Annotated in this window: 17 protein-coding genes; 9 read left to right on the top strand and 8 right to left on the bottom strand. The window is 62.4% G+C overall.

The window, feature by feature from the left end; genetic code table 11:
* The first annotated feature begins 46 nt into the window (after positions 1–46).
* Positions 47–1,375, top strand: a complete 1,329-nt coding sequence (guaD, locus tag Q9Q94_RS02230; RefSeq protein ID WP_305978386.1) for a guanine deaminase — start codon at positions 47–49, stop codon at positions 1,373–1,375.
* 133 nt (positions 1,376–1,508) lie between these two features.
* On the top strand, positions 1,509–2,888 hold the full coding sequence (locus Q9Q94_RS02235) for a phosphomannomutase/phosphoglucomutase (protein WP_305978387.1): 1,380 nt from the start codon (positions 1,509–1,511) through the stop codon (positions 2,886–2,888).
* Positions 2,889–3,213: 325 nt separating this feature from the next.
* On the opposite strand, the gene Q9Q94_RS02240 is transcribed toward Q9Q94_RS02235, so the two are convergent.
* From Q9Q94_RS02240 to Q9Q94_RS02250, 3 genes are all read right to left on the bottom strand, one after another.
* Positions 3,214–4,605: an ABC transporter substrate-binding protein gene (locus tag Q9Q94_RS02240; RefSeq protein ID WP_305978388.1), complete on the bottom strand. Its 1,392-nt coding sequence runs from the start codon at positions 4,603–4,605 to the stop codon at positions 3,214–3,216.
* Between the two features lie 164 nt (positions 4,606–4,769).
* A complete protein-coding gene (locus tag Q9Q94_RS02245) occupies positions 4,770–8,177 on the bottom strand; it encodes an EAL domain-containing protein (RefSeq protein ID WP_305978389.1) in 3,408 nt (1,135 codons plus the stop codon).
* A gap of 244 nt (positions 8,178–8,421) precedes the next feature.
* Positions 8,422–9,039 (bottom strand): OmpW family protein, encoded by a 618-nt coding sequence (locus tag Q9Q94_RS02250; RefSeq protein WP_305978390.1) that lies wholly within the window; start codon positions 9,037–9,039, stop codon positions 8,422–8,424.
* Positions 9,040–9,451: 412 nt separating this feature from the next.
* Between Q9Q94_RS02250 and Q9Q94_RS02255 the strand changes: the two genes are divergently transcribed.
* The 4 genes from Q9Q94_RS02255 to Q9Q94_RS02270 are packed head-to-tail and all read left to right on the top strand — an operon-like array spanning position 9,452 to position 13,696.
* A complete protein-coding gene (locus Q9Q94_RS02255) occupies positions 9,452–11,233 on the top strand; it encodes an alkaline phosphatase (RefSeq protein WP_305978391.1) in 1,782 nt (593 codons plus the stop codon).
* A gap of 3 nt (positions 11,234–11,236) precedes the next feature.
* Positions 11,237–11,710 (top strand): hypothetical protein, encoded by a 474-nt coding sequence (locus Q9Q94_RS02260; RefSeq protein WP_305978392.1) that lies wholly within the window; start codon positions 11,237–11,239, stop codon positions 11,708–11,710.
* A complete protein-coding gene (locus Q9Q94_RS02265) occupies positions 11,707–12,489 on the top strand; it encodes an ABC transporter ATP-binding protein (RefSeq protein WP_305978393.1) in 783 nt (260 codons plus the stop codon). The genes Q9Q94_RS02260 and Q9Q94_RS02265 overlap by 4 nt, the downstream gene beginning before the upstream one ends.
* Positions 12,482–13,696, top strand: coding sequence for an ABC transporter permease (locus tag Q9Q94_RS02270; RefSeq protein WP_305978394.1), 1,215 nt, complete (start codon positions 12,482–12,484; stop codon positions 13,694–13,696). Before Q9Q94_RS02265 ends, Q9Q94_RS02270 begins: the two co-directional genes overlap by 8 nt.
* Positions 13,697–13,733: 37 nt before the next feature.
* Here Q9Q94_RS02270 and Q9Q94_RS02275 read toward each other — a convergent pair whose 3' ends face one another.
* From Q9Q94_RS02275 to alaS, 4 genes are all read right to left on the bottom strand, one after another.
* On the bottom strand, positions 13,734–14,765 hold the full coding sequence (locus Q9Q94_RS02275) for a low specificity L-threonine aldolase (RefSeq protein ID WP_305978395.1): 1,032 nt from the start codon (positions 14,763–14,765) through the stop codon (positions 13,734–13,736).
* A gap of 144 nt (positions 14,766–14,909) precedes the next feature.
* Entirely contained in the window at positions 14,910–15,653 is a 744-nt protein-coding gene (locus Q9Q94_RS02280) for a carbonic anhydrase (RefSeq protein ID WP_305978396.1), read from the bottom strand.
* Positions 15,654–15,911: 258 nt separating this feature from the next.
* Positions 15,912–16,220, bottom strand: coding sequence for a hypothetical protein (locus Q9Q94_RS02285; RefSeq protein WP_305978397.1), 309 nt, complete (start codon positions 16,218–16,220; stop codon positions 15,912–15,914).
* Between the two features lie 14 nt (positions 16,221–16,234).
* The gene (alaS, locus tag Q9Q94_RS02290; protein WP_305978398.1) at positions 16,235–18,886 is read right to left on the bottom strand and encodes an alanine--tRNA ligase; all 2,652 of its coding nucleotides are present in this window, start codon (positions 18,884–18,886) and stop codon (positions 16,235–16,237) included.
* A 230-nt stretch (positions 18,887–19,116) separates the two neighbouring features.
* Here alaS and Q9Q94_RS02295 point away from each other — a divergent pair, with 230 nt between their 5' ends.
* From Q9Q94_RS02295 to Q9Q94_RS02305, 3 genes are read left to right on the top strand one after another with little or no spacing between them, the layout of a single operon-like run.
* Positions 19,117–19,803: an energy transducer TonB gene (locus Q9Q94_RS02295; RefSeq protein ID WP_305978399.1), complete on the top strand. Its 687-nt coding sequence runs from the start codon at positions 19,117–19,119 to the stop codon at positions 19,801–19,803.
* 53 nt (positions 19,804–19,856) lie between these two features.
* The gene (locus Q9Q94_RS02300; RefSeq protein ID WP_305978400.1) at positions 19,857–20,585 is read left to right on the top strand and encodes a MotA/TolQ/ExbB proton channel family protein; all 729 of its coding nucleotides are present in this window, start codon (positions 19,857–19,859) and stop codon (positions 20,583–20,585) included.
* Complete coding sequence (locus tag Q9Q94_RS02305; protein ID WP_305978401.1) at positions 20,585–21,010, top strand: biopolymer transporter ExbD; 426 nt, start codon at positions 20,585–20,587, stop codon at positions 21,008–21,010. Before Q9Q94_RS02300 ends, Q9Q94_RS02305 begins: the two co-directional genes overlap by 1 nt.
* Positions 21,011–21,236: 226 nt before the next feature.
* Here Q9Q94_RS02305 and Q9Q94_RS02310 read toward each other — a convergent pair whose 3' ends face one another.
* Positions 21,237–21,692, bottom strand: coding sequence for a bacterioferritin (locus Q9Q94_RS02310; protein WP_305978402.1), 456 nt, complete (start codon positions 21,690–21,692; stop codon positions 21,237–21,239).
* Between the last annotated feature and the right edge of the window lie 3 nt (positions 21,693–21,695).

Genomic DNA, 21,695 nt, shown 5'->3' on the forward strand with positions numbered 1-21,695 from the left:
CCCGCAGCGCGGATAATCAGACATCACAATCATTCGGAGTGAGCTCATGAACCCTTTGCCCGGCGCGATACTGGTACGCGGCTCGATCCTGCATTTCCTCGCCGATCCCGGCCCGGAAGATGACTCCTCAGCCTGGCAGTACTTCGAAGACGGTGGCCTGCTGGTGCAGGACGGCCTTGTCAGCGCGTGCGGCAACTGGAATGACGTGCTTGCCACCCTGCCGGAACTGAGCCGAGACGCCGCCCGCTACTTAGATTATCGCGGCAAGCTGATCCTGCCCGGCTTTGTCGACAGCCACGTGCACTACCCCCAGATGCGGGTCATGGGCTCCTTCGGACGTCAGCTGCTGGACTGGCTGGAGGACTACACCTTCCCCGCCGAGGCCAGCTTTGCGGATCGCGCGGTCGCCGAACAGACGGCCAGCTTTTTCCTCGACCGCCTGCTCGCCCACGGTACGACCACCGCATCGGTTTTCGCTACGGTGCACCCCCACTCGGTCGATGCGTTTTTCGAGGCCGCCGAAGCACGCAATGTGCGCATGCTCTGCGGCAAGGTCCTGATGGACCGTAACTGCCCGGACGATCTGCGCGACGACCCGCAATCCGCCTGGGCTGATTCGCGCAGCCTGATCGAGCGCTGGCACGGCAAGGGCCGCCAGCGCTACAGCGTGACACCGCGTTTTGCGCCCACCTCGACCGAAGCCCAGCTCAAGGTCGCCGGCGATCTGTTCGCCAGCGCCCCGGATCTGCATCTGCAATCGCACCTGTCGGAAAACCAGCGCGAAGTCGCCTGGGTCGGTGAGCTATTCCCCGGCCGGAAAAACTATCTTGATGTTTATGCCCACTTCGGCCTGATCGGCGCACGCAGCATCTATGGCCACGGAATCCATCTGGACGCAGGTGAGCTTGCCCGCATGGCGGAAACCGGCACAGCCATCGCGTTTTGCCCGAGTTCCAACCTCTTCCTCGGCAGTGGTTTTTTCCACTACCGTGCGGTCAGCGCTGCGGGAGTGCCGGTCGGTCTGGCCAGCGACGTGGGTGGCGGCAACAGCTTGTCCAGCCTGCGCAGCATGGCTGCCGCCTACATGATCAGTCAGGCCCAGCATCACGCCTTGTCGCCCTGGCGAGCCTGGTATCTGGCCAGTCTGGGTGGCGCCCGCGCGCTGTCGCTGGACACGTTCATCGGCAACTTCACCCCGGGCAAGGAAGCCGACTTTGTCGTGCTCGACGCGGCGCCAATCCCCGAACTGGCTTTCCGCTGGAGCTTTGCAGACAGTCTGGCAGATCGCCTGTTTGCACTGATGATGCTGGGCGACGAACGCTGCGTGGCCGCCACCCATGTCATGGGCCAATGCGTACACAAGCAAGCTGCCTGAGCGCGTGAGGCAGATCCGGCATCCGGATTTCCAGTGTTTCCAGTACCCGGACGGACCGCACACACCACGCCTTTGCCGGCACGTCACAATCCCCCCGGTATAATCCGGGCATTGTTCAAACAGGGCTTCAAGCATGGCTTCTCCCGCACCCGAAATCTTCAAGGCCTACGATATCCGCGGCATCGTCGGCAAATCCCTCACCGTCGACACCGTACGCGCCATCGGCCAGGCACTGGGCTCCGCTGCCATCGAACAAGGCCAGAAAACCATCGTCATCGGCCGCGATGGCCGCCTGTCCGGCCCCGGCTTCGCTACCGCGCTGGCGGAGGGCATCATCGCCACCGGCACCGACGTGATCGACATCGGCTGTGTGGCCACCCCGATCACCTATTTCGCGGCCTACCACCTTGGTGCCAACTCCTGCGTGTCGATTACCGGCAGCCACAACCCGCCGGATTACAACGGCCTGAAGATGGTGCTGGGCGGCCAGACCCTGTATGGCGCGATGATTCAGGATCTGCGCCAGCGCATCGTGGAAGGCCGGCTGACACATGCCTTTGCCCCGGGCAAGATCACTCACACCGACGTGCGCCCGGCCTACATCGAACGCATCCTGAGCGACGTGAAGCTCGCCCGCCCGATGAAGATCGTGCTGGATTCCGGCAACGGTGTGGCCGGCAACACCGCGCCGGAACTCTTCAAGCGTCTGGGCTGCGAGCTGACCGAGCTGTTCTCGGAAGTTGACGGCAACTTCCCGAACCACCACCCGGATCCGTCCAAGCCCGAGAACCTGCAAGACGTGATTGCCGCCCTGAAAGCGGGAGATGCTGAAATCGGTCTGGCCTTTGATGGCGACGGCGACCGCCTTGGTGTGGTCACCGAGGATGGCGAGATCATTTACCCGGACCGCCAGATCATGCTCTTCGCTGCCGACGTGCTGTCGCGCGTGCCCGGCGGCCAGATCATCTTTGATGTGAAGTGCACCCGCAACCTCGCTCCGTGGATTCGCAAGCACGGTGGCGTGCCGCTGATGTGGAACACCGGCCACGCACTGGTGAAGACCAAGCTGCGCGAAACCGGCGCCCCGCTGGCGGGTGAGATGAGCGGCCACATGTTCTTCAAGGAGCGTTGGTACGGTTTCGACGACGGCCTGTACACCGGCGTGCGCCTGCTCGAAATCCTGTCGCGCAGCCCGGACGCCAACGCCATTCTCAAGGCGCTGCCAGACGCGCTGTGTACGCCCGAGCTGAACATCAAGATGAGCGAAGGCGAACCCGTCGCACTGGTCGAAAAACTCAAGGCCGTAAAGTTTGAAGGCGAAGTCGAGCGCATCACCATCGACGGTCTGCGCATCGAGTTTGCCGACGGCTTCGGCCTGGCCCGCTCCTCCAACACCACACCGGTCGTCGTATTGCGCTTCGAAGCGGATACCGCTGCAGCACTGGAACGCATCCAGGTCGAGTTCCGCAACAAGATCAGCGCCGCCTGGCCGGGGATCAAGCTACCGTTCTGAGCGGCATCAAGCATGCAAAAGGCCAGCCCGCAAGGCTGGCCTTTTTTGTATGTATCACACCCTGGAAGCCGCATGTAGCGGAGGCCTACGGGCAGGTCGCCCGAAGACGCTTGCGTACCGGTCTTTCCCGGCACACCGCGCTGTAGAACAAGGCGGGAAGCGGCTCTGCGAACGCCACGAAGTCCGCCCTTGTCCGCGGCATCAAATCGACTGTCGTGGTAGGCAACCGGCAGATGCCGGACGGGGAGTCCCCTGCGCAACTCACGCGAAGCAGGTGACTCCCGTCTGTTCTCGCCCTCACATGGCCAGAGAGAAGAGCCCGACGCTACTCTTTGGTACGGGTGATCAGCGATGCGCTCTCATCTTCCTTGTACGCGTAGAAGAACCGGCCATTATGGATTTCACCCATGACGACCATGTTGGCGCTGATCGCCTCGTGGTCTCCCGGCGTAAAAGGCTGGTCATAACGGGTGACCACGGTAGAACGTGCCGAGTACTGAAGATTTTCCAGCGCGGAACGAATGCGTTCGCTGTCGGAACAATTGCACTGGTACATCGCCAGGAACAGCAGACGCAGGGCATCGTATGTCTGCGAAGCGGCCACGCCAGACGGAATGCTGGTCACCATGTTGACCTTGCGATAGGTTTGGCCAAATGCGTATGTCACCCCGCCCCGTTCGTCTTCAATGAAGGTCACGGCGGCACGCGCGCCCTCTGCAGCGGGGCCCGCCAGATCGGTAAACGAGCGCTGCGACATCGTCCAGGTCCCCACCAGCGGCACTTTCCAGTTCAGCTTGACCAGGCTTTTTGCCACCATCGCGTCTTCGGCGGCGAGACCGTAAAGAGCGATGGCTTTGGCACCGGCTGCGCGGGCCCTGGCCAGTTGCGCAGTCATGTCCTGATCGCCGATCTTGAAGCTCTCGATGGCAACCGGCTTGATCCCGCGTGCGGTCAGATCAGCCATGGCGTTTGCCTTGCCGCCCTCACCGTAGGGAGTAACGTCATGCAGGATGGCGATTTCGGTGATCCTTCGCCGATCAACCAGATCCTTGAACATGGCCTTGGTCTGGAGTGAATCCCGGCCTGCTACGCGGAAAATGAAGTTAGGCGTATTGGGCGGCAGATTGGCTTGGCGCGTGATTTCGCCGCCTGCGGCAGCGGAAACGATCAAGGGAATTCTGGCTTTCTGCAGAAGCGGGACGGCCGCATTTGCCACGGCAATATTTGCAAAGCCGACAACTGCTGACACCTTGTCCTTCTCGATGAGTTCCTTGGTCAGGTCCGCGCCAATATTGGCTTTTGCCTGATCGTCTTTTTCGATCAGCTCGATTTTCCGCCCCAGAACACCACCAAAGCGATTGACCTCATCCGCAAAAACACGCGCCCCTCCGCGAATGCTTTCGCCCATATCGCTTGAAGACTGGCCCGTGAAGGGGCCGATTACACCAATTTTTATTGTCTCCTGCGCGTGTGCTACACCCGCAATACAGACTCCCAGAGCAACGACATATTGCCTAAGCATTTGGTTCTCCTTTGAAAGCAGCTTGTCTCGAATCTTCGCTATTTTTTCAGTTTTATCGGTTATCGCATTTTCATTCCAGCGAGTTAGCGATATGCAAATTGGGACACTATTCCAGCCTTCAGTCTTTCCATATACGAGAAAACCGCATCTGTACGAACACCTGCAAAAAGGTAGCGTAATCCTTGGCGGCGGCATGGCAGGTCTATCGCGCAACGGACGGGACCGAGGCTATTGCCTGCTGTGGCAGGGCCAGCGCAGATGCAGGCGGGGTGCCGCTCACGCGTACGCAGCTCCAGGCAACGGCTCGAATGCAGATTTTGCTGCATGAGATTGATGCCCCGCCTATGGCTTGAGACGTGTCAAATCTGCAACAGCTTCACGAACTCCTCGGCTGGCACCGGCTTGCTGCGGAAGTAGCCCTGATACATGTCGCAACCGTGTGCCTGCAGGAAGGCCAGTTGCTCGGCGGATTCGACGCCCTCGGCCAGCACCTTGAAACCCAGTGCGTGGGCCATGCCGATGATGGCGAGGGTGATCTCGCGATCGTCACGGTCGTGACAGATGTCATCAATGAAACACTTGTCGATCTTCAGCACATCCAGCGGGAAGCGCTTCAGGTAGGCCAGCGATGAATAGCCGGTACCGAAGTCGTCAATCGCCAGGCGGATCTGGCGTTTCTGCAGCCACTCGAGCAGCGCGCCGGCATCGTGGCTCTCATCCATCAGGATGGATTCGGTCAGTTCGAGTTCCAGGGCCGTGGGGGGGTAACCCGTCTCATGCAGAACGGCCTCCACCTGCGCCCCAAAAGAGCCGTGCCGGATCTGATGGCCGGACACGTTGACTGCCAGCACCAGTGGCGGCAGGCCGGCATCCAGCCAGGCACGGCCCTGGCGACAGGTTTCATGCAGCACCCAGGCGCCGATTTCGCTGATCAGCCCGGTTTCTTCAGCAATCGGAATGAAACGTCCCGGCGGAATCAAGCCTTCGTCCGGATCCTGCCAGCGCACCAGAGCCTCGGCGCCGACGATGCGGTTGCTGCCAATATCCACCAGCGGCTGATAGAAAACCCGCAGCTCGTGCCGCACCAGCGCCCGCCGCAAGCGCGCATCCAGGCGGATGCGATCCTGTGCGGCGTGGGTCATGCTCTCCGAGTAATACTGGAAGCTCCCGCGCCCTTCCGCCTTGGCGCGATACATTGCAGCATCCGCCTGCTGCAGCAGACTCTCGGCGCTATCGCCATGGCTTGGGAAAAGGCTGATGCCGATGCTGGCACTGCTTTGAACTTCGATTCCGTTATCCAGCTGAAAGGGCTGGTCCAGCGCCGCAAGCACCTCGCCGGCTACCCGTGCGGCATCTTCCAGACGGTTCAGCCCTTCGAGCAGGATGGTGAATTCATCGCCACCAAGGCGCGCAAAGAAATCGCTGGCGCGCAAACGGCCGGACAGACGCTTGGCGACCTGCTGCAGCAACTGGTCTCCGAGCAGGTGACCAAAGCTGTCGTTGATGTCCTTGAAACGATCCAGATCGAACATCAGCAGAGCCAGCAGACCACCATCGCGGCGGGCCGTCGCCAGAGCATGATCGAGCCGCGAGAACAGCAGCAGGCGGTTGGGCAACTGGGTCAGCGGATCATGATGGGCCAGATAATCGAGACGCTCTTCGGAGGCCTTGAGGGTCGAAATATCGGTAAACACCTGCACGTAACTGGTGACTTCACCGTTTTCGTCGCGCACGGCGTTGATGCTCAGCAACTCGGGGAAGGACTCGCCGCCTTTGCGCCGGCTCCACAGCTCGCCCTGCCAGCTGCCCTGTTCAAGCACCTGTTTCCAGATATCGGCATGAAACGCCTCATCGTGCTGCACTGCGTACAGAAAGGACGGCTGCCGGCCCAGGACTTCATCGGCACTGAATCCGGTCAGCCGGCAGAAGGCCTCATTGACCATCACGATCGCCTGCGCCGCATCGGTCACCATCACGCCTTCCTGCGTATTCTCGAACACGGTTGCGGCTTGCCGAAGCGCCGCCTCCGCGCGCTTGCGCTCGGAAATATCGGTATGCGTGCCGGACATGATCAGGGGCTTGCCATCCGTATCCCACTGAACGAGCTTGCCGCGCGTCAGCACCCACTTCCAGTCGCCCGTGGCGGTGCGGATACGCATCTCCACCTGATGCGCAGGGGTTTTGCCGGCCAGATGCGCCTCAATCGACTCCATCGCCCTGGCAAGATCGACGGGATGAACATGCTCGCCCCATTTCTCCGGAGAGATATCCAGGCCACCGGGTGGATAGCCCAACATGCTGGCAAAACGCGGGCTGATATCGAACTGACGGGTTTGCACATTCAATTCCCAGAAGCCCTGATCCGAACCTTCGATCACCCGGGCGTAGCGCGCCTCGCTTTCCCGCCAGGCATCGGCAGTCTGCTTCTGCACGCTGATATCCTGCAGCGCTCCGCGAATCTTGACCAGCAAGCCATCGACATAGACCGGTACGGCGACCGAACGCACCCATTTGCGCTTGCCAGTCGCCGTGGTCAGCTCCAGCTCCAGATCGTAGGGCGTACCGTCGCGGATCAGCCGCGCCAGGGCGGACTCGATCAGTACCTGCCAGCGCCCCTCGTAAAACTCCAGTCCGAATTCGATATCCGGCCGTTTTTCAAGATCCACTTCGTGAATCTCTGCCAGCTCGCGGGTCCAGGTGCCACGCCGGCTGACCGGATCCATTTCCCAGCCGCCAACGTGCGCCATCGCACTCATGTCCTGCAGCAAGGCATTGTTCTGCCGCAAGTTCTCCTCCATGCTGCGACGCTCGGTTTCATCGCGCGCCACCAGCACCCAGCCGACACAGCTGCCGTCATCCAGCCGCACGGCAGCACCACGCAGATGGACCGGAATGCGGCGTCGCTGGCCGTCGATCAGCACCCCGTCACAGGCGAGGCCCTCTTGCGCCGCAAGAATGCGGGGCCCCAGATCGCCCAGAGGGTGCACACCAGCCTCGTCCAGCGGGGCAAACACCACGGCCATGAACTGCCCGTGCGCTTCTCTGGCCGGCCAGCCGGTGAGCTGTTCAGCGGCTGCATTCAGATAGGTAATCCGTCCATCGGGATCTGCCGCAATGATTGCATCACCAATGCTGTCGAGGATCACCGCGCGCAGCTGGCCACCGGCCTCCAGTCGCCACCAGGCACGTCGCAGAACCTCGCACAGGGCACTGACCATCAGACCATTGGCGAGCAGGAAGCACCACTGGAACAGATCGTGGAGCTCGGCAAAACGAAAACTGAAGCGCGGCTGGATCAGGAAGAACTGCGCCCCCAGAGAACACACCAGGGTCGCGCTCAGGCCCGGCCCGAAACCGCCTGCCGTTGCGCTGAGGATGATCGGCAACATCAGGATGATCAGCAGCGGACGCTCGCCGTCAGGGATACCGATGGCCGCCAGCACGAACAGGAAGGCCCCGCTGGCAGATACCGCAAAGCCATAGCTCAACCAGCTCGGCCAGCCCAGCAAGGCCTGCTGCCGGACCGGCACGGACTCCCGTCCGCGGGGCGGCCCACCCGCTCCCGGCACAGAGCGCAACGCAAAAAACAGCAGCAGGGAGGTGACCAGAACAAAGCTCACCCCTTTGGCATTCGATAACCAGACGATACGGGACACGTCTGCTATCTCGGCCAGCAGCTGGTCGGACAGGAAGATCCACGCCAGCGCAAAAATGGCATAGCCCACGGTGACGCGCAAAATGAACCGCTGACGAGCTGTTGAAGCCATCAAATCCTCACAAGAGCAGCCGGATCCGAGTCAACGCACACACGTTTTCGGGCGAATCAGCGATCCGGGAGTGACACCGAGGGGAAGCGTCGCTGCAACCTGCAGAACAACGCCTGTCTTCAGCATACTCAGGCCTTGCAGACATGACAATGAGCCAGACCGGCAGGGGCGGAACATCTGCCGTGAATGCGCAGACGCAAAAAGGGCGCCCGCAGGCGCCCTGTCATCCCCTCTGCAACGATGCTCAGAAACGGTAGCCGAAGCCCAGGCCGGCGGTCACCGGGTTCAGGCCGACCTTGCCAACCTTGTCGCCCCCCACGGTCACATCGGTATCCATCCTGATGTACTTGAGGTCCAGATTGATCGACCAGTGCTTGTCGAGCATGTAATCCATCCCGATCTGGAAGGCGGGTCCAAAACTCGAACGCTCAACCTGCGCTGCACCGTCCAGAATGTTGCTGCGCTTGCTGAAGATCGTGTAGTTCAGGCCCAGACCAACGTAGGGCTTGAACGCGCCCAGGTCCGTAGCGTGATATTGCAGCAGCAGCGAAGGTGGCAAAGCCCTGATCCGCCCCTGCTTGGTGCCTCCCACCTCGATGTCGATGCCTTGCGGATAGGTCAGCACCAGTTCGGTCGCGATGTTCTTGGTGAAGAAGTAGCTGATGTCGACTTCCGGAATCCAGCGGCTTGCCGCCTCGACCCGGACGGAGCCGCCCAGAGGCAGACCTTCGGACTGGGCGTTGTCGAAATCAACGAACACCGCACGGGCACGCACCTGCCACGGGCTTTCCTGGGCGAATGCGGAAGACGTTGAAAAAGCAGCCGCCATGGCCAATACCGCAGCCAGCATTGTTTTATTCATGAAGCTTCTCCTCTGTTGGACTGAATGACACGCCTGCCTCATTGGGCAGTGTTTTTGATTTTAATCAAAAAGCCCTTTTTGACAATATGGGAATAGCCCTTACCTTGTTCGTGCATTCCCAGGCGTCGCCTCAGTGCCGATCGCGAAAACTCACGCGGGGGTCCGCCCCGGCGCCAAAGCGGGTACGCAGCCCGCTGCGCGAGGAATGTGCGCAAGAAACCCGCGTGCTCGCAGAGGTCCGACGTAAAAGGCTCTCGAAGCCCCCTGCCTGCAGAGGCACGTCAGATGCGGCTGTGCAGGCGGGGGAATTGTGACAAGACCATGACCGGCAGATGACGGCGGTCTGTCAAAATCATGTAACGTGCAACGCCTACCCTGCGGACCTTGCCTTTCCTCCTTCAAGGATTCCGCCATGCGTTTCACCCGTCTTCCGCTTGCGGCCGCGCTCTGCGCCGCAGTGCTCGCTCTGCCTGCCGCAGCTCAAAGCATTTACCCCTTGAACCGTGCCGAGATCCTTGCCGGCTCGCGTTTCGATCTGAAGGTCGAATTCCCCGGACTGGTCGACGCCTCCACCGCCAAACTCAGCATCAATGGCAAGGATGCCGCAAGCGTTGTCGGGAAAAGTGCTGACTTCATCTACCGTGAGGATGGCAAGGACGTCACCAGCCTGATCCTGCGCGATGTCGCACTCAGCAAGGCCGGCAAATATACGGTCGAAGCCAGCGACGGGACGAACACGAAGAAGGTGGTCTGGAATGTTTACGCCACGCCCGCCAAGGCTGCGGCAAAGAACGTGATCCTCTTCATCGGTGACGGCTTCTCGGTCGCCCACCGCACCGCGGCACGCATCCTCTCCAAGGGCATCGAAGACGGCAAGCTCAATGGCAAGCTGGCCATGGACGAGTTGCCGGCAATGGCCCTGCTGAGCACCCAGGGCACCGATTCGATCATCACCGACTCGGCCAACGCAGCGCACGCATACACCACCGGCCACAAGAGCTGTGTCAATGCGCTGGGCGTATATTGCTCGCGCGCCGCCGGCTCGCTGGATCACCCCAGGGTCGAAACCCTGGGCGAGCTGGCCAAGCGTCAGGGCTACGCCGTCGGCGCCGTGACCAATTCCGAGATCGAGGATGCCACGCCGGCCGCGATGATCGCGCATACGCGTCGTCGTTCGGACTTCAACGACATCGTGAAGATGTTTTACGACAGCAAGATCGACGTGATCATGGGCGGCGGCTCGCCGAACTTCCTGCCGCAATCCACCCCGGGCTCCAAGCGCAAGGACGACGTGGACTACATCGGACAATTCAAGAGCGCCGGCTACGCCTTCGCGACGACGAAAACCGAAATGGCCGCAGCCGCAGACAATGACAAGACCACCCGCCTGCTCGGCCTGTACAACACCGGCAACATCGACGGCGCACTGGACCTGAAATTCCTCAAGAAGGGATCGGTCAGCAAGTTCCCGGATCAGCCGGATGTGGTCGAGGAGATGAAGGCCGCAATCAAGATCCTGTCGCGCAACAAGAAGGGCTTCGTGTTGATGGTTGAATCGGCCCGCATCGACAAGTATTCGCACTCGATGGATGCCGAACGCGCGATCTACGACACGATCATGTTCGACAAGGCCGTCGCCGAAGCGAAGAACTGGAGCAAGGCCAACGGCAACAACACCCTGATCCTTGTCACGGCAGACCATTCTCACGGCGTGAGTGTCGTCGGCACGGTCAATGACGATGCACCGGGCAACGACATGCGCAACAAGATCGGCACGTACGAGGATGCCGGCTTCCCGAACTACCCGGCGCCGAACGCCGAAGGCTATCCGGAAAAGGTGGATGTCTCGAAACGCCTGCGCCTGGTCTTTGCCAACACGCCGGACTACTACGAAACCTTCCGTCCCTACATGGATGGCGAGAACGTGCCGGCCATCAAGAACGCCGACGGCGTGATGGTGGCGAACGAGAAGTACAAGGACGTTCCGGGCGCCGTGTTCCGCACCGGCAACCTGCCCAACACCGGCCCGCGCGGCGCTAACCAGGGCGTGCATACCGGCGACGATGTGGTGCTGACCGCTGGCGGCCCGGGCTCCGAAAAGGTCCACGGCCAGATGGAAAACACCGACCTGTTCCGCGTGGTGGCCGATGCCCTCGCGCTCGGTAAACCGGCGGCGGCCAAGGCCAAGAAGTAAGCAATGCCCTTTGCACCTCGAACCGGCGGCGCGCGCCGCCGGTTTTTGCTGGCACTCCCCGGCATGCTCGCCTTGCTTGCCAGCCCGCTCGCACGCGCGGCCGAACTGCTGACATTTGACGGTCTGTACAAATCCAACACCGTGCTGGGTCTGAAGTTCGCCGACCGCACTCTCGCCCTCAAGGGCGAAAGCGTACGCCTGCGCGGCTACATGGCACCGCCACTCAAGCCCGAAAGCAAGTTCTTCGTGCTCACCCGCGAACCGGTGGCAATCTGCCCTTTCTGCTCCTCGGACGCCGAATGGCCCGTCGACATCGTAGTCATCTACGCCAGCAAGACCGTCATTCCCTCCAATTTTTCCGAGCGCCTCGAAGTCGAAGGCCGGCTAGAAGTTGGTAGCTACACGGATCCGGTGACCGGCTTCGTCAGCCAGCTGCGCCTGCGCGATGCGGTGTTTCACAAGATCAAGGACCAATGAAGCACGGCAATCTGCGCCTCAGTGCGCTCCGTTTCCGTTTTCCCGGCGCCCCCGCTGATCTGCTCGCCATCGAGCATTTCGCACTGGCCCAAGGCCAGACCCTGGGCGTCCGTGGCGCATCCGGCGCGGGCAAGACCACCCTCCTGCATTGCCTCGCCGGGATCGAGTCCGTCAATGCCGGCAGCATCCTGTGGGGCGATACCGATATCGCAACACTGAGCCCGCGAGAACAGACGCGCTGGCGTCAGCAAAACCTGGGCCTCGTCTTCCAGGACTTCCACCTCGTCGAAGGCCTGTCCGCGCTGGACAACGTACTCCTGCCAGCCAGCTTTACGGGCTGGAGAGCTTCACCCCGCCTGCGTGAGCGGGCAGGCGATCTGCTCAGCCGCGTCGGCATTGCCTCTCCGGGCCGGCGAGCCGAACTGCTCTCGCGCGGCGAACGCCAGCGCGTGGCCGTCGCCCGCGCACTCCTCTTCGCGCCACGGGTGCTGCTGGCCGACGAGCCCACCGCCAGCCTCGACCCGGAGAACCGCGCCATCATCGGCGAGCTGTTGTGTGAACTGGCAGGCGAGCACGGCGCCACGCTGGTTGTCGTCTCCCACGAAGACAGTCTGCTGGCGCGCATGGATCAGCAGATGGATTTGCGCGGCGGCACGCTGCAGGAGATCGTTCCCACGCTCCTGCGTGGGAGCGCAAAGCCGGACGCTCTGCGTCCCGACGCGGAGCGTCACCCACCGAGCTCCCACGCAGAGCATGGGAGCCATCCGAGCCATGTTTAACCCCTTTCCCATCGTCTTCGCCGACTACCGCCGCAACCGCCTGCTGGTCGGCATCACCCTCGCCCTGATCGCTCTCGCCGTCGCCATCGGCGTCGCGGTGATCGCGCAAGAACGCGCCTTGCGCCAGGGCAGTGCTCGCGCGGCAGACGATTTCGATCTGCTCGTCGGCGCCCCCGGCAGCCCGACCCAGCTGGTGCTCACGAGCGTCTATCTCAAGCTGCAGTCGATTCCCCTCGTCAGTGGTGAGGTGCTGGCCAGAGCGAGCACGGCGCGCGGCGTGCGCTATGCCGCACCGATTGCCTTCGGCGACAATTATCGTGGCCACCCGATCGTCGGCACCATCGCCGACTTCGCCAGCCGTGTCAATGCCTTGCCACCTGTCGAAGGGCGGCTTTTCGCGCAACGCGGCGAAGCCGTGATCGGCGCCGATGTGTCACTCGCTCTGGGCGCGCAGATTCACCCCGAGCACGGCGCGCATCACCACGACGATGACGAGGACGCTCACAAGCACGCGCTGAGCTATACGGTCGTTGGCCGCCTTCCCGCACGCCATAACGTATGGGACAGCGCGATTCTCGTACCCGTCGAAGACGTGTGGACGCTGCACGAATTGCCCAGCGGCCACCCTGCCGGCAGCACGCAGATCGGCCCGCCCTGGGACGTGACGCAATTGCCGGGCGTGCCGGCCATCGCCGTGAAGCCGGAATCGGTCGCCGCCGCCTACGGCCTGCGCGGCCAGCTGCGGACGAATGAAAGCATGGCGCTGTTCCCCGCCGAAGTCCTCAACGATCTGTACAGCACGCTGGGCAATGTGCGCGACGTGATGTCGCTGCTCGCCATCGCGACGCAGATCCTCGTCGTCGTCGCAGTGCTGATGGCCCTGCTCGTCGGCTTTCTCGCCCGCGCACGCCAGTTCGCCGTGCTGCGCGCGATTGGCGCTGGCAGCAACTATGTGTTCACGGTGATCTGGCTGGAAGTCAGCCTGCTGGTGGTCAGCGGCGCAGCCATCGGGCTCCTGCTCGGCTACGCCGCATCCTGGCTGCTGATGCAATGGATCGCACCACGCATGGGCTTTGCCATGCCGGTGTCGATCGGATCAGAGGAGTTGCTGCTGGCCACGAGTCTCGCCGCCTCCGGCCTGCTGATCGCCACCCTGCCGGCCTGGCTCTCGCTGCGTCGGCCGGTGGCGGAAGGACTGAAGGCTTAGAGGCTGCAGAGCCAGGCTGGACGCGGCTCGTCAGGCATCAGCCAGCCACGCAGAGGCTGCGCAGATCGTCCAGCAACGCATCCACCGTCTCGGCCTCGATATCCCAGGAGCACATGAAGCGCGCCGCGCCGCCAATGAAATTGTAGAAGCGCCAGCCACGCCGGCGCAGCTCGGCCGCCACCGCATCAGGCACGTCGACGAACACGCCATTGGCCTCGGTCGGTGCGACCAGGCGCAGACCCGGCAGGTCAGCCAGCCCTTGCGACAAACGCTGCGCCATCGCGTTGGCATGCGCGGCGTGGCGCAGCCACGCACCCTCTTCCAGCATGCCCAGCCAGGGCGCGGCGAGAAAACGCATTTTCGAGGCGAGCTGCCCCGCCTGCTTGCAGCGGTAGGCAAAGTCTTCGGACAGACGCCGGTCGAAGAACACCACCGCCTCGCCCACCGGCAAGCCCATCTTGGTGCCGCCGAAGCACAGCACATCCACTCCGGCGCGCCAGGTAATGTCTGCCGGACTCACCCCCAGCGAGGCCACCGCGTTGGCAAAGCGTGCGCCGTCCATGTGTACGCGCAAGCCGTAATGGCGGGCCTGGGCGCAGATCGCCGCAATTTCTTCCGGGCGATACAGCGTGCCGAGTTCAGTCGCCTGGGTCAGGGTCACCACCTTCGGCTTGGGGTAGTGAATGTCCGTGCGCTTTTCCACCAGCCGCGCCACCTCGCCCGGGTTCAGCTTGCCGAACTCTCCCAGGGCAGGCAGCAGCTTGGCCCCGTTGGAGAAAAACTCGGGCGCGCCGCATTCATCGGTGATCACATGCGCCAGTTCATGGCAGATCACGCTGTGATACGACTGGCACAGGGAGGCCAGCGCCAGCGAATTGGCCGCCGTGCCGTTGAACACGAAATACACATCACAATCGGTCTCGAAGATCGCGCGCATGCGGTCCGATACCCGCCGCGTCCACTCGTCATCGCCATACGCCATGGCGTGCCCGGCGTTGGCTGCGACCAGCGCGCTGAAGGCCTCCGGGCAGACGCCCGCATAATTGTCACTGGCAAAGTGTTGCGGCATGGTGTTTCCGATGCGGCAGAGCCGGAAAAGTACGAGAAGCAGACATTCTAGGTGGCTGCGCGAGGCTTGAGGCAATCCGCATCAATGCGGCGGCAACAAAAAGCCCGCACGCGGCGGGCTGAAAACATAACGGCGATGCGGATCTCAGTTGATCACAACGCGGGCGTTCAGGGACTGAACCGGACGGTTGTTCGGATGGTGCATCGTGTGCGAGAAGTGCTCGAACTGGGCTTTTTCGGCCTGCACCGGGCTCTTCAGCACGATCCAGGACACGCCTTCGCTGCATGGAGGCGTGGTGAGTGAACCGCTGAAATAGTAGTACGCGTGGTTCTTCGGCAGCAGTTCAGCGGCAGAAAGTTTGCCAGAGAATTCGTGTTTCTCGCCAGCTGTCTCAGGCATCTGATCCCAGATGCGGGCAATCGCGCTCTGTGCCTTGCCCGGGACGAACATCACGGCCACCACAGCCAGCTGGCCATTTTTGTCCTGGTGAACAAGATGCCCCTCCATCGGGAAGGCCTTGCCATGAATTTCGTTTTCGCTCGGCGCATGAAAGTGCGCCTGCTTGAGTTCATAAGCATGCCCACCCAGCTTGACCCAGCTGCCGGGAGCAAAGTTCGCCTGGATCGTGTGGCCGTTATTGAGGACTTCGGTAGCCTGCGAGGTGTAGGAGAACGTCAGTTTCGGTACTGCGGCTTTGACTTCGCCGGTGATATTGACCGGAGACTGGTTCTTGCCCAGCGAACAGCTGGCGAATTCAGGCGCCAGCTCGCCCCAGTGCTCGGGCGCCGCCTCACCCTCATAACCCCAGTGCGCACCTTCCGCAGCCATGACTTGCGACATCGTCAGCGCAGCCGCGCTACCCAACAGCCAACCAGAAAGCTTCTTCATTTGAACACTCCGTTTTTATTTGAGGGATCGGTGCCGCTGACGCGTCCGCGCCAGTCTTGCACCGCAGCAATTCTGTTCCCCTGCGATACCGCATGTCTGTGTGACAGATCAACACGCACCAGAAAAACCAGACTCATGTGAAGAAAACCCGGACACGAGCTGCTGCAGGCCTGATCCACAGGCAACAAAAAGCCCGCACGAGGCGGGCTGAAGAATGAGGCTGGACGCGGGTCTTCGGGCAGTTCTCAGGGCAGGAAGCTAGCGCGTTTTCGGGCTCAGCGAACCACGGTTGTAGTCCTTGTCGCCGGGCATCAGCGTGCGCCCCACGCCGAACAAGCCGCCCTGCGCTTCAGCCGGACGGACATTGTTCTCGGGATACTGCGCGGCCGCTTTCCTGGCAACTTCGGCCTTCTTGGCATCGACAAATTCCCAGCGTCCAGTCGGGTACAGCAGCACCTTGTCGCCGCTGGCTGTGGTGGCCTCGACCGGCGTGCGATCGGGTTCCGCGGCAGGCTGACTCTGCGCCTGCGCGGCGGCACTCAGGCCGCAGCACAGACACCAGATCAAGGCGCGTGACAGCCTCACAGCTTGCCCGCCACCCAGGTCGCCACCCCGGCCAGCGCACCGGGCAAGCCCGCCGGATCGGTGCCACCGGCCTGGGCCATGTCCGGACGACCACCGCCCTTGCCGCCCACCTGCTGGGCGACGAAGTTCACCAGCTCACCGGCCTTCACCTTGGCGGTGAGATTGGCGGTGACGCCGGCGATCAGCGAGACCTTGCCGTCGTTGACGGCAGCCAGCACCACGGCGGCAGAGCCGAGCTTGTCACGCAGCTTGTCGACCGCTTCGCGCAGGGCCGGTACGTCCGCGCCTTCCAGCGTGGCCGCCAGCACCTTGATGCCATCCACATCCACAGCCTGATCGAGCAGCGCATCGCCCTGATTGCTGGCGAGCTTGCCTTTGAGCGCGGCAATTTCCTTTTCCAGCGCGCGCACGTTGTCCAGCGTCTGCGCCAGCTTGGCCGGCACTTCGCTGACTTGCGCCTTGAGCACGCCGGCCACTTCAGAGAGTGCCGCGTCACGCTGCAGGATGTAGTTCATCGCGCCTTCGCCGGTCACCGCTTCGATACGACGCACGCCTGCGGCCACGCCACCTTCGGCCACGATCTTGAAGAAGCCGATGTCACCGCTGCGCGCCACGTGCGTGCCACCGCAGAGTTCGCGGCTGGAGCCGATATCGACCACACGCACGCTCTCGCCGTACTTCTCGCCGAAGAGCATCATCGCGCCGGTCTTCTGTGCGTCCTCGATGCCCATCACGCGGGCCTGCGCCGCGGCGTTCTGGAGGATTTCGCGATTGACGATCTGCTCCACCTTGAGCAGCTCGGCGTCGGTCACCGGCGCATTGTGAGCGAAGTCGAAACGGGTCTTGTCGGCGTCGACCTGCGAGCCCTTCTGCTGCACGTGGTTGCCCAGCACTTCGCGCAGGGCCTTGTGCATCAGGTGGGTGGCAGAGTGGTTGCGCGTGGTGGCGGTGCGGCGGTTGCCGTTGACGCGCGCGTCGATGGTGTCGCCAATGCGGATTTCACCTTCCATGACACGGCCATGGTGGCCGAACACGTCGGCCTGAATCTTGATGGTGTCTTCCACCGCGAAACGTGCGGTAGCGTTCTGCAGCGCGCCGGCATCACCCGCCTGACCGCCGGACTCGGCGTAGAACGGGGTGTTGTCGAGCACCAGCACGGCGTCGTCGCCGGCACGAATCACTTCGACAGGGCTGCCGTCGACGTAGAGGCCAGTCACCTTGGCGTCTTCCACCATGAGTTTTTCATAGCCATGGAAGTGAGTCGCCGCGCCGTTGTATTCGAGGCCCTGCGCCATCTTGAACTTGCCTGCAGCGCGTGCCTGCTCGCGCTGGCGATTCATCGCGGCATTGAAGCCGGCCTCGTCTACCGACAGGCCGCGTTCGCGCAACACGTCGGCAGTCAGATCCAGCGGGAAGCCGTAAGTGTCGTGCAGTTTGAAGGCGAGTTCGCCATCCAGCACCTGCGAGCCGGAAGCAGTCATCACGCTCAACGCGGACTCCAGGATTTCCATGCCGTTGGCGATGGTCAGGAAGAAGCGCTCTTCTTCATTCTTCAGAACCTCGGTGACGCGGCGCTGCTGATTGACCAGTTCCGGATAGGCCTTGCCCATCTCGCTGGCGAGTACATCGACCAGCTTGTAGAAGAAGGGGGTACGCGCGCCCAGCTTGTAGCCATGGCGGATGGCGCGGCGGGCAATGCGGCGCAGCACGTAGCCGCGGCCTTCGTTGCTCGGCACCACGCCGTCAGCCACGGTGAAGGCACAGGCGCGGATGTGATCGGCGATCACCTTCAACGAGGGCGAAGCCGGGTCGATCTCGGTGGCGCCAGCAGCCTTGAGCACGTCCTGCGTGGCAGCCAGCAGAGTCACGAAAAGATCGATCTCGTAATTGGTGGCAACGTTCTGCAGCACGCGGGTCAGCCGCTCCAGGCCCATGCCGGTATCGACGCTGGGCTTGGGCAGCAGGTCCATCACGTAGTTACCGTTCTCGTCGATGCGGCGGTTGTACTGCATGAACACGTTGTTCCACACTTCGGTGTAGCGGTCGCCGTCTTCATCCGGGCTGCCGGGAGGGCCGCCAGCCACGCTCGGGCCGAAGTCGTAGAAAATTTCGGAGCACGGACCGCACGGGCCAGTGTCGCCCATCATCCAGAAGTTGTCACTGGCATAACGCGCGCCCTTGTTGTCGCCGATACGCACCACGCGCTCGGCCGGCAGGCCGATTTCCTTGGTCCAGATTTCGTAAGCCTCGTCGTCTTCCGCATACACGGTGGCCCACAGCTTGTCCTTGGGCAGCTTGAAGACTTCGGTCAACAGCTCCCACGCGTACTTGATCGCGTCCTGCTTGAAGTAATCGCCGAAGCTGAAGTTCCCCAGCATCTCGAAGAAGGTGTGGTGGCGCGCGGTGTAGCCGACGTTTTCCAGATCGTTGTGCTTGCCGCCGGCGCGAATGCACTTCTGCGCGGTCGCCGCACGCGTGTAGGGGCGCTTGTCGAAGCCGAGGAAAACGTCCTTGAACTGGTTCATCCCGGCATTGGTGAACAGCAGGGTCGGGTCGTCCCCTGGCACCACCGGGCTGGACGCCACGATCTGGTGACCTTTGGATTCGAAATAGTTCAGGAAGGTGGAGCGGATCTCGGAGGCTTTCATGGCAGGCCGATACGAAAAAATCGTTGGAAATCAGAGCCCGCGATTCTAACCCGGATGCCGCTGCGAGGCGAACCCGCGCGTACCGCGCGCAGGGGCGCCATGGCCCGGACACCACGGGAGCGACTTGACGCCACCCAAACAAATGCGAATAATTCGCAACTGCAAATCAGATTTATTCCCGACGACCACCTCCACTCCGGGCGGTCGCCGTTTCCCGCCGAAAGCCCGTCATGCATGCCAACCTTTCCGCCCCGCAATTCTCCGACCGCGCACTCAGCCTGGCGGCCGTGATCGGCCTGCACATTGCGGCTGGCGCAGGCATGCTAATGCTCGCCCAGCCAGTGATCCAGCAGATGCTTGCGGCGCCGGTGCTGATCGAACTGGTTTCGCCCGCACCGCAAGAACCGAGCGCGCCCGAACCGCCCCGGCCGGCTCCGATGAAACCACGCAGCGCGCCGGCACAGCGGCCGCAGGCTGCGCCACAAGCCGTCGCCCCCAAATTGGTGCAGACCGCAGCCCCGGCACCTGCCGATGCGCCGACCATCAGCGCCGCACCCGTCCAGAAAGAAACCCCCGCCGCGGCCGTGCCTTCCGAAGCCGTCGCCAAAGCTGGTCCGGCGGTGGTGGAAGCCATCCAGGCGCCCCGCCATGACGCGGACTATCTGCTGAACCCGAAACCCGACTACCCGCGCGCTTCGCGCTCGCTGGGGGAAGAAGGCAAGGTCTGGCTGCGCGTACAGGTCAGCGAGGATGGCAGGCCCCTGCAGGTCCTGATCGACACCACGTCCGGTTACCAGCGTCTGGATCGCGCCGCACGCGAAGCGGTCTCCAGCTGGCGTTTCGTGCCAGCCCGTCAAGGCCAGACCAATGTGGTTGGCTGGGTCCGGGTACCGGTCCTGTTCGAGCTGAATCACTGAGGAATCGCTGATTTTTCGCGGCGGAAGCCGCTCCCACCCCCGAGAAAAACATCATGCAAACGCAAACGACTCTGGGCTTTGCCCACTTCATCACCCAGGCAGATGGTCTGGGCAAGACCCTGTTCGTGATCCTGATCCTGATGTCCCTGGCATCCTGGTACTTCATCCTCACCAAGGCCATTGCCAAGCTGCGCCAGCGCCGCGCCTCGCACAAATTCGTCGAACTGTTCTGGAATGCCAGCTCGCTCGACGAGGTGCGCAACGAGATCAACACCCACGGTGCCCCGGAACCCTTCTCCCACCTGACCAGCCACGCCCTCTTCGCCCGTGAGCACCACCAGCGCACCGGTGGCGGCAAGCTCGGCGAAGCCGGCGGTCTGGGCGAATTCCTGACCCGCAGCATGCGCAAGGTGATCGACGAAGAAACCGCCAAACTCGAAAACGGCCTGACCGTACTCGCCACCGTGGGCGCCACCGCCCCCTTCGTCGGCCTGCTCGGTACGGTGTGGGGCGTATATGGCGCTCTGGTTGCCATCGGCATGAGTGGCGCCGGCACGCTGGACAAGGTCGCCGGCCCGGTCGGAGAAGCGCTGGTGATGACCGGTCTGGGTCTGGCCGTGGCGATCCCGGCAGTCGTGGCTTACAACAGTTTCACGCGTCACAACCGTCTGACTCTGTCCAGCCTGGATGCCTTCGCCCATGACCTCTTCGCCTACCTCACCACCGGCGCTCAGGTCGGCCAGCAGGCCGGCAAGCTGCACAGTCTGCAAGGAGCCGCGTGATGGCTTTCGGCGGATTCAACAAGGAGGGCAACTCAGCCCCCATGGCCGAGATCAACATGGTCCCGCTGATCGACGTGATGCTCGTCCTGCTGGTGATCTTCATCCTCACAGCGCCGCTGCTCACCCACGCCGTGAAGGTGGAGCTGCCCCGCACCTCCAGCAGCGAAAACCGGGTGCAGGCCGAACGCATCGAAATCGCGCTGACGCCGGAATCCGACATTTTCTGGAATGGTGAAAAGCTCGACGCCGCCGGGCTCGACGTCCGCATGGCCAGCGCCGGCGCTGGCGTGACCGATGCAGCCAGCGCGCCGGAAATTCACCTGCGTGCCGACAAGGCCACGCCGTATGACGCGGTTGCCAAGGTGATGGCGGCGGCGGCCCGGGCCAAGCTCAGCAAGATAGCTTTCGTCAGCCAGCCCGAGTAAGGCTGACAAGCAAAAAAAGGCGACATACGAGTCGCCTTTTTTGTTCGCCCTGCCAGGGCATGCCCCGAAACCCGCATCCAGACTGACTCTGCAAGCACTCACCTCGAATAGTATTGTCTGGCAAGCCTTTTCAGGCATGCACTCTGAAAACACCCGCCCGCATCGGGTCTTCAGACAGGCACAAAAAAGCGGCCCGCAGGCCGCCTTGCTGGATGCTGCTCTGCGATCAGTTTTCAAACGGGCTCAAATCCCCCGGCTTGCGCAGCATCTTGTTCACTTCGTCCAGATGCAGTTCCTCGGCCACGATCATCTCGCGCGCGTATTCCTCGAGCAGCACGGAGTTGCCTTCGGCGATCTTGAGCAGATCGTAGTAGCCGGCCAGTGCATTCTTCTCGTGTTCCAGACTCTCACGCAGGATGTCGCCAATGTCATGCTGTTCGGTTTCCAGAAGGGCGCCGATTTTCAGCGAGGGATGCCCGCCCATGAGCGTCACCAGTTCGCCCGCCTTGTGGGCATGGGCCAGACCTTCGCTGGCGTTGTCCTTGAGCCAGGAGACGATCGGGATGCGGTTGTAGCCATACACCATCAGCGAATAATGGGTGTAGCGCACCACGCCTGCCAGCTCGATTTCCATGATGCGGTTGAGCGCGGCAATGGCTTTCTTGGTGTCTGATTTGTTCATGTG

The sequence above is a fragment of the Uliginosibacterium sp. 31-16 genome (assembly GCF_030730865.1).
Classification (GTDB): domain Bacteria; phylum Pseudomonadota; class Gammaproteobacteria; order Burkholderiales; family Rhodocyclaceae; genus Uliginosibacterium.